The following is a 7,859-nucleotide window of genomic DNA, read 5'->3' on the forward strand; positions in this document are numbered from 1 at the left end:
GCGATCTCGTTCGGCGTTTTCGACCTTTCTGCCCCCTCCACCAGCGCGATCATCCTGTCCAAAAACCCCTTACCCGGGTCGGCCATTACCCGCAGCGTCAGTTCGTCAGAGAGGATGCGCGTACCGCCGGTGACGGAACTGGCGATGTCCGAACCCGGTTCCTTGAGCACCGGCGCGGATTCGCCAGTGATCGCAGATTCATCCACTGACGCGACGCCTGCAATCACTTCGCCGTCGGAAGGAATGACATCGCCTGCGATCACTTTAATTTGGTCGCCGCGTCTCAGGGATGTCGAACTAACTTCTTGAATTGAACCGTCTGGTAAGAGTTTGCGGGCTGTTGTGTCGGCTTTGGTCGATCGCAGCGCATCTGCTTGGGCTTTGCCGCGCCCTTCGGCTACCGCTTCGGCAAAATTAGCAAATACCAAGGTGAAGAACAAAATTAACGTCACTAAACCGTTAAAAACTACCTGATTTTTGCCTAAAACCGGGCCGAACAGCGTCGGGTCGATCGTTAAAAGTGCCGTCACAATTGTGCCTATCCACACCACAAACATCACCGGATTTTTTAGCATCACCCGGGGGTTTAGCTTGACAAAAGCTTGTTTAAAAGCTCTTTGATAAAGGCCTTTAGTATTTGCTTTTGGTGTATGCTTGCGAGACTGGCGAGAGCCTCTGGGAGGTTTTTTTGGGGAATCAGGAGTATGGGATGAGGTCATGTCGATTGGGGATTTTAGATTATAGAGGAACCGCAGATTTTAGGCGGATAAACACAGATAAACGCAGATATTTTTAAGATAAAACAGTTTTTTACCTCCTGAGTTATCACAATTATCGGTGTTTTACTGTCCGCTGTTTGGTGAAGGTATTGGTAAAGGCGTTGGCGCAGTTATCGGTGCTGGTTCAAACTTGCCGCTGCTAATTTCATATTCTTCGGCAATTGGCCCTAAAGCCAAAACTGGGAAAAATGTCAGCGCGCCTAGAATTAAGATTACTCCTGCGGTTACGCTGGTGAACAAAACTGAATCGGTTCTGAGAGTGCCCGTTGTTTCGGGAACCAGTTGTTTGTTCGTCATGCTGTCAGCTAAAAGCAGCAGGGCAATAATTGGAACGTAGCGTCCCAACAGGAGGCTAAAACAGGTGCTTAAATTCCACCAAACTCCTGTCGGGGCGGGTTGAGAGTCGGCCAATCCTTCTAAGCCGGAACCGTTGTTAGCCGCGGCCGAAGCGTATTCGTACATTACCTGAGAAATGCCGTGAAATCCCGGGTTGCTGATGCCGCTCAAACTGTCGGTAAAGGCGAGGGTAATTGCACCGGGGATTAAAACTGCGATCGGGTGAATTAATAAAACAACGCTGGCTAAAACAATTTCCCGTTTTTCTATTTTGCGTCCCAAAAATTCCGGCGTTCTCCCCACCATTAATCCCGTGAGAAATACGCTCAAAATTGAGTAAATAAATAAGTAAGCCGTTCCCGTTCCCTGTCCGCCCCAAACGATTTGCAGAAACAAATTAAACAGAGTAGCAAAACCAGCGGGAGGCATTAAAGAATCGTGCATCCCGTTGACAGCACCGCACATTGTCCCAGTCGTAGTTACCGCCCACAGGGCAGTCTCTGCCCAGCCAAATCTAACTTCTTTGCCTTCTAAATTTGGTTGTTGCGCGCCCAGTAAATTATTAATTAGAGGGTTGCCGCCGTACTCGCCAAACGCTGCAATGCCAATCAAGACCACGTAGATGGCAAACACCATCCAAAAAATCAGCCATCCCTGCTTTTTGTTGTTGGCAAATCTGCCGTAGGTGTGAATCATAGCTGCTGGTATAGAAACCATTGCTAGTGTTTCCAGCAGGTTGGTAAAAGGGCTGGGATTTTCAAAGGGATGAGCCGAGTTAATGGCAAAAAATCCGCCGCCATTTTCTCCGAGTTGTTTGATGCTTTCAAAGTGAGCTACTGGGCCGCGACCTATTACTTGCGTGCCGCCTTCTAAGGTACGGGCAACTGCCGGCCCGGCGATGGTTTCTGGCACTCCTGAAATTAGCAAAAACAAGCCTATTATCAAAGAAAGGGGCAGCAGAATGCGGGTGATTGATTGAATTAAATCAATGTAAAAGTTGCCCAGGGGGCGGCCGGTTAATCCCCGGATAAAGGCAATCGCTACTGCTAAACCCGTGGCGGCTGAGGTAAACATTAAAAAACCCAGAGTTAACTGGGATAGATAACTGAATGTTGTCTCGCCGGAGTAATGCTGTTGGTCGGTATTTGTCAGGAATGAAATAGTTGTGTGCAGCGCAGTATCCCAGGTTGGGGCACTTAAGCTGGTGGGATTTAAAGGCAGCACTCCCTGAAGCATGAAAATTAAATAAACAAATATGCCCATTGCTGCATTGCTGTAGAGTAAGGATCGGGCATATTGCCAACCTGTCATGGAATCTACAGACCGGATGTTGCTGGCTTTATAGATAATTTCTTCGAGGGGTTTAATAGCGGGGTCGAGAATGGTTTTTTCTCCCATGTACACCCGCGCCATGTAGTTGCCGAAGACTGGCGCGATTGCTATTAAAATGATTAGGGTTAAGGCGATTTGAAGTAATCCTTGCAGCATAAATGAGTTAATTTTTATCCTTGGATAAAGGGGTTTTGCCGATCGCCAAATCGGTTAGGTGGGAGGTTCCAAAAACCGGGCGAGCTTTTTTTGCAGGTCACTTTCCGTTTGGGGGCGATCGCCGAATTCAATGCTGCTAAGATGCAATCTCCCCAGTTAGAGGGATTAACGCCACCAGCGGGTTTTCGCTGGCGATAATTCCTCATTTTTCTTTTGCTAATTCCGTGCTTTGACGGCGATCGAGCAATTGTATAGCATTTAAGAGCGCGCCACAATAACTCTTGTTAATTTGGATGAAACTGAACTCGCTTTGATTATACAAAGTTGAGCTGTCACTTCTGTTAGCCAAAAAATGCCCTCTACTTTTACGGATCACTATACTCACTGGTAGAAATTTAGATAATCAGCTTTCAGGTATAAATTTATGTGAATAACTTATGCTTTCCGCTCTATATTTGCCACAATAGATAAACATTTACATCGGTTACATATCTATACTTTGAGATATAGATATTATCTAAACGCGATGAGGATGCGCCATAATAGGTAAAAAATTGTCAATAAAAGCAGTCATTTTAAGGCAGAAAATAGAAGGTGCTGGAATCTAAACCTCGAAGCTAAAAGGTAAAAATGGAAGGAGAAAAAACAGGGAATATAAAATATAAAATGGATTGATTGACAATGTTGAAAAGTTTATTCATTATCCAAAAAAACCTGGGAATTCAAGAGACGTATTTGCGGGGAAGGTGGTCGATCGCAATTTTATTTGCGATCGTTGTAGTGCTGGAATTTACTACGCCGTCGGAGTATCTGTTTGGGTATTTGTACACAGGGCCGATTTTATTGGCAAATTCGCGCTTGAGTCGGTTGGGTAAGTTGCAAATTACGCTGGTATCGGCAGCTTTGACGCTGTTAAATTTGTTTGTTCCTCCTGGAGGAGCGATCGCCCTAGCCACTGTCGCAAATAGATCGATCGCAGTCATGGCTTTAGGGGTGACGGGATATTTGAGCGATCGCAACCACGAGTACCAACAAGCGATCGCGATCGCTAAAGCTGAGTTGCAGTCGCAGCAGCAGCTAGCAAGCATCCGAGAAGATTTTGTCTCTACTTTGAGTCACGACTTAAAAACGCCGATGCTGGGGGCAATCGAAACAATTAAAGCTTTTCAGTCAGCAAAATTTGGGGATGTCACCGCCAGTCAGCAAAAAGTTCTCGAAACAATGGCGCGATCGCACAAAATGTCTCTACAATTAGTAGAAACGCTGCTGGATGTTTACCGCAATGATGCCGAAGGTTTAAAACTGCAACTTGCGCCCGTAAATTTAGTAGCTTTGGCAGAAGAAGTAATTGCCACCCTCATAGATTTATCGGCAGCGCGCCGAGTTTACATTAATATGACTTACGGAGAGTCTGATTTCCGTCGCTCTTTGTGGGTAAATGGCGATGCGGTGCAACTCCAGCGCGTTTTTGTTAATTTGCTAACAAACGGCATTAACCATTCTCCTCGCGGTGGAAAAGTAGAAATTGTTATGGAATCTTATGCGAGTTATCAGGTGGTGAAAGTTATCGATAGCGGGTTGGGAATTACCGCCGATGAACTGCCCCACTTGTTCGAGCGTTTTTATCAAGGACACAGCGATAGGCAAGCCAAAGGATCGGGATTAGGATTATACTTATCCCGCCAAATTATTGACGCCCACGGCGGTATAATTTGGGCAGAAAATAAATTGCCACACGGTGCTTTATTTGGATTCCGACTCCCTGCTATCCCACAGAAATGAAACCAGCTTATCCGTTGCGAATTCTCCTGGTTGAAGACGACGAACTGTTTCGGTTGGGGCTGCAAACCAGGTTGCAGCAAGAAAGTTGCTTGCAAGTAATTGCCGAGGCAGAAGATGGCGAAACGGCAGTAGAATTGACTCAGGAACACTTGCCAGATGTGGTAGTTCTCGATGTCGGTTTGCCGGGAATAGGCGGTATTGAAGCGTGCCGCCAAATTAAACATCGACATCCAGAAATTCCCGTTTTAATTTTAACATCTCATTCGCAAAAATCCTTAATTGAAAGATTAATAGCAACGGGAGCTCAGGGCTATTGCCTCAAGGGAATTGCGGCGGAAACTTTAGTGTTGGCAATTCGATCGGTAGCGGCGGGCGCTTCTTGGTGGGATCAGGCCGCGACAGCAGAAATTCGGGCGGTTTTTGCTAATCCCGAACCTGTGAAAGTAGGGTCAAAATCGGAACTTTTAGAGAATCCGCTGACGAAGCGAGAACAGGAAATCTTGGCTTTGGTTGCGGGGGGGAAAAGCAATCAGGAAATTGCACAAATATTGTACATTGCTCCGGGGACTGTGCGGGTTCACGTACACGCGATTTTGCAAAAGTTAGAAGTGCGCGATCGCACTCAAGCTGCTGTACTCGCAATTCAGAAAGGATTGGTAGCACAAGAACTGTTAGCGAGCGAACCTTAAAAAGGCAATTTGTGTACTGGAATAGTCGGTTTTTGAAATGAATTAGTTGCTAAACGCGCCTCTACAAGATGAATCTGTTGCAGCTTCACTGAAAATTAATATCAGTCTTGATTGTTAATTTTATTGGTCTCCTGACTATACGATAGTACTATTGTCGATCGATGCTGACAACATTAATGAAGTTTGACATTGCACAAGTTTAACCTCAAGGCTAAGACGATGCAGAACTTCGTGCATTCTCTCCTACGGCCGCCCCCGAAAGTTTGCAACTAGGCGCGATCGACCTAAACTTGACAATACTGGTTGATTCAGCGTATCACTCGCGATCGTACTCTTTAGGACAACTGATTTTTACGTCGGCGGGGGCTGCGATCTGCCGTGCTACTATTAGTTTAACCCTCAGAGACAATGGTCGTATAGCTAACGGCGGTATCGATACTTCGCCTAGCCAGACTTTCGTCATTAACGTCACCAACCAGCAACCAGTGGCACAACCAGACAGTTACAGCATTCCCCATGACAAGGTATTCAATCTGCCAGCCCGCGGAGTCCTAGCCAACGACTCCGATCCCGACGGCGACGCCTTGACTGCCAAACTGGTGTCCTTGCCAAACAATGGCAAGGTAGTTTTCAACAGCGACGGTTCCTTCAGCTATACTCCCAATCCTGGTTTTGCAGGCTCAGACAACTTTACCTACAGCGTCAGCAACGGGGCATCGCCGTCTCCTCCCGTTCCGGTGAACCTGAATGTCACTAACCAGCCGGTAGTGGGACAGCCAGACAGTTACACCATTCCCCACGACAAAGTATTCAATCTGCCAGCCCCCGGAATCTTAGCCAACGACGACAACTTCGACGGCGACCCCCTGACTGCCAAACTGGTATCAGTCCCCAACAGCGGCAAGGTAGTTTTCAAGGCTGACGGTTCCTTCAGCTACACTCCCAATCCCGGTTTTGCTGGTATTGACAACTTCAGCTACAGCGTCAGCGATGGGGTATCGCCGTCTCCCTCCATTCCAGTGAACCTGAATGTCACTAACTTTCCACCTGCGAGACAACCAGACAGTTACAGCATTCCCCACGACAAGGTATTAAACCTGCCAGCCCCCGGAGTCTTGGCCAACGACGACGACTTCGACGGCGACCCCCTAACGGCAAAACTGGTGTCCGCCCCCAACAGCGGCAAGCTGAATTTCAATGCTGATGGTTCGTTCAGCTATACTCCGAATCCGGGTTTTGCTGGTATTGACAACTTCAGCTACAGCGTCAGCGATGGGGCATCGCCGTCTCCCCCCGTTCCGGTGAACCTGAATGTCACCAACTTTCCACCTGCGGGACAACCAGACAATTACAGCATTCCCCAAGACAAGGTATTAAACCTGCCAGCCCCCGGAATCTTGGCCAACGACGACGACTTCGACGGCGACCCCCTAACGGCAAAACTGGTGTCCGCCCCCAACAGTGGCAAGGTAGTTTTCAATGCTGACGGTTCCTTCAGCTATACTCCGAATCCGGGTTTTGCTGGTATTGACAACTTCACCTACAGCATCAGCGATGGGGTATTGCCCTCTCCCCCCGTTTCGGTGAACCTCAACGTCACCAAGTTCTTAATCAACCAGCCGCCGCAGGCAAATAGCGACCGTTACAACACTCCTCACGACAAGACACTCAATGTCCTAATTCCCGGACTCCTGGCCAATGACATCGACCCCGACGGCGACCCATTAACTGCAAAATTTGAGTCAGTCCCCAAAAACGGCAAGCTGAATTTCAATGCTGACGGTTCCTTTAGCTATACTCCGAATCCCGGTTTTGTTGGCTTGGAGGAATTCAGCTACAGTGTCAGCGATGGAACTTTCACATCAGCGCCTGTTGTGATAGGTATCAATGTCACCAACCAGCCGCCGCAGGCAAATAGCGACCGTTACAACACTCCCCACGACAAGACACTCAATGTCGTAATTCCCGGAGTGCTGGCCAATGACATCGACCCCGACGGCGATTCCTTGAGTGCCAAACTGGTATCCTTGCCAAACAACGGCAAGATCAATTTTAACCCTGACGGTTCCTTTAGCTATACTCCCAATCCCGGTTTTGTCGGCTTGGATGTATTCAGCTACAGTGTCAGCGACGGAGCCTTCGTGCCTGCGACCAATCAGATAGTTATTAATGTCACAAATCAGCCACCGCAGGCAAATACCGACAGTTACAACACTCCCCACGACAAGACACTCAATGTCGTAATTCCCGGAGTCCTGGCCAATGACATCGACCCTGACGGCGACACATTGACTGCAAAACTTGAGTCAGTCCCTAAAAACGGCAAGCTGAATTTCAATGCTGACGGTTCGTTCAGCTATACTCCGAATCCGGGTTTTGCTGGTTTTGACGACTTCAGCTACAGCATCACTGACGGGGCAGCCTTCGCGCCTTTTTTCACGACTGTGCCGGTAAATCTAAATGTCACAAATCAGCCACCGCAGGCAAATAGTGACAATTACAAAACCCTGCACGATCGAGTGATAAACGTTCCTGTGGCTGAGGGAGTTTTAGCCAACGATAGCGACTTTGACGGTGATTTGCTGACGGCAACTAAAGTCACAAATCCCAACAATGGCACTCTCGTATTCAATACTGATGGTTCGTTTACTTATACTCCGAATCCAGGATTTTTGGGACCAGATAGTTTTACTTACACTGTCAGTGATGGGCAGGGTAAACGCATCTTAACTTTAACCCAAAATATGCTACACTTATATCCGAATAATTTTCTATGTAGTTTTTT

General features: G+C 47.6%; 5 protein-coding genes. 3 read left to right on the forward strand and 2 right to left on the reverse strand.

Annotated features, from left to right (window positions below; genetic code table 11):
• Together QUA45_RS26825 and kdpA are read right to left on the reverse strand one after the other, a co-directional pair.
• On the reverse strand, positions 1-719 hold a 719-nt coding region (locus QUA45_RS26825; protein WP_445305349.1), incomplete at its 3' end, for a P-type ATPase.
• 123 nt (positions 720-842) lie between these two features.
• Positions 843-2,603: a potassium-transporting ATPase subunit KdpA gene (gene kdpA / locus QUA45_RS26830; protein WP_333222853.1), complete on the reverse strand. Its 1,761-nt coding sequence runs from the start codon at positions 2,601-2,603 to the stop codon at positions 843-845.
• Between the two features lie 681 nt (positions 2,604-3,284).
• On the opposite strand from kdpA, the gene QUA45_RS26835 reads away from it, so the two are divergent.
• The 3 genes from QUA45_RS26835 to QUA45_RS26845 all read left to right on the forward strand — a co-directional run.
• On the forward strand, positions 3,285-4,385 hold the full coding sequence (locus tag QUA45_RS26835; protein WP_333222855.1) for a HAMP domain-containing sensor histidine kinase: 1,101 nt from the start codon (positions 3,285-3,287) through the stop codon (positions 4,383-4,385).
• Complete coding sequence (locus QUA45_RS26840; RefSeq protein WP_333222857.1) at positions 4,382-5,074, forward strand: response regulator transcription factor; 693 nt, start codon at positions 4,382-4,384, stop codon at positions 5,072-5,074. Before QUA45_RS26835 ends, QUA45_RS26840 begins: the two co-directional genes overlap by 4 nt.
• Before the next feature lie 263 nt (positions 5,075-5,337).
• Positions 5,338-7,859 (forward strand): Ig-like domain-containing protein (locus QUA45_RS26845; protein ID WP_333222859.1); only part of this gene is annotated, 2,522 nt, incomplete at its 3' end.

Origin of the sequence: Microcoleus sp. Pol12A5, from assembly GCF_036701435.1 — a bacterium.
In the GTDB taxonomy this organism is placed as follows: domain Bacteria; phylum Cyanobacteriota; class Cyanobacteriia; order Cyanobacteriales; family Microcoleaceae; genus Microcoleus.

What these genes read in the sequence shown, in the direction of transcription:
- kdpA (WP_333222853.1), bottom strand. Translation starts at nt 2,603, where the DNA reads ATGCTGCAAGGATTACTTCAAATCGCCTTAACCCTAATCATTTTAATA.
- QUA45_RS26835 (WP_333222855.1), top strand. Translation starts at nt 3,285, where the DNA reads ATGTTGAAAAGTTTATTCATTATCCAAAAAAACCTGGGAATTCAAGAG.
- QUA45_RS26840 (WP_333222857.1), top strand. Translation starts at nt 4,382, where the DNA reads ATGAAACCAGCTTATCCGTTGCGAATTCTCCTGGTTGAAGACGACGAA.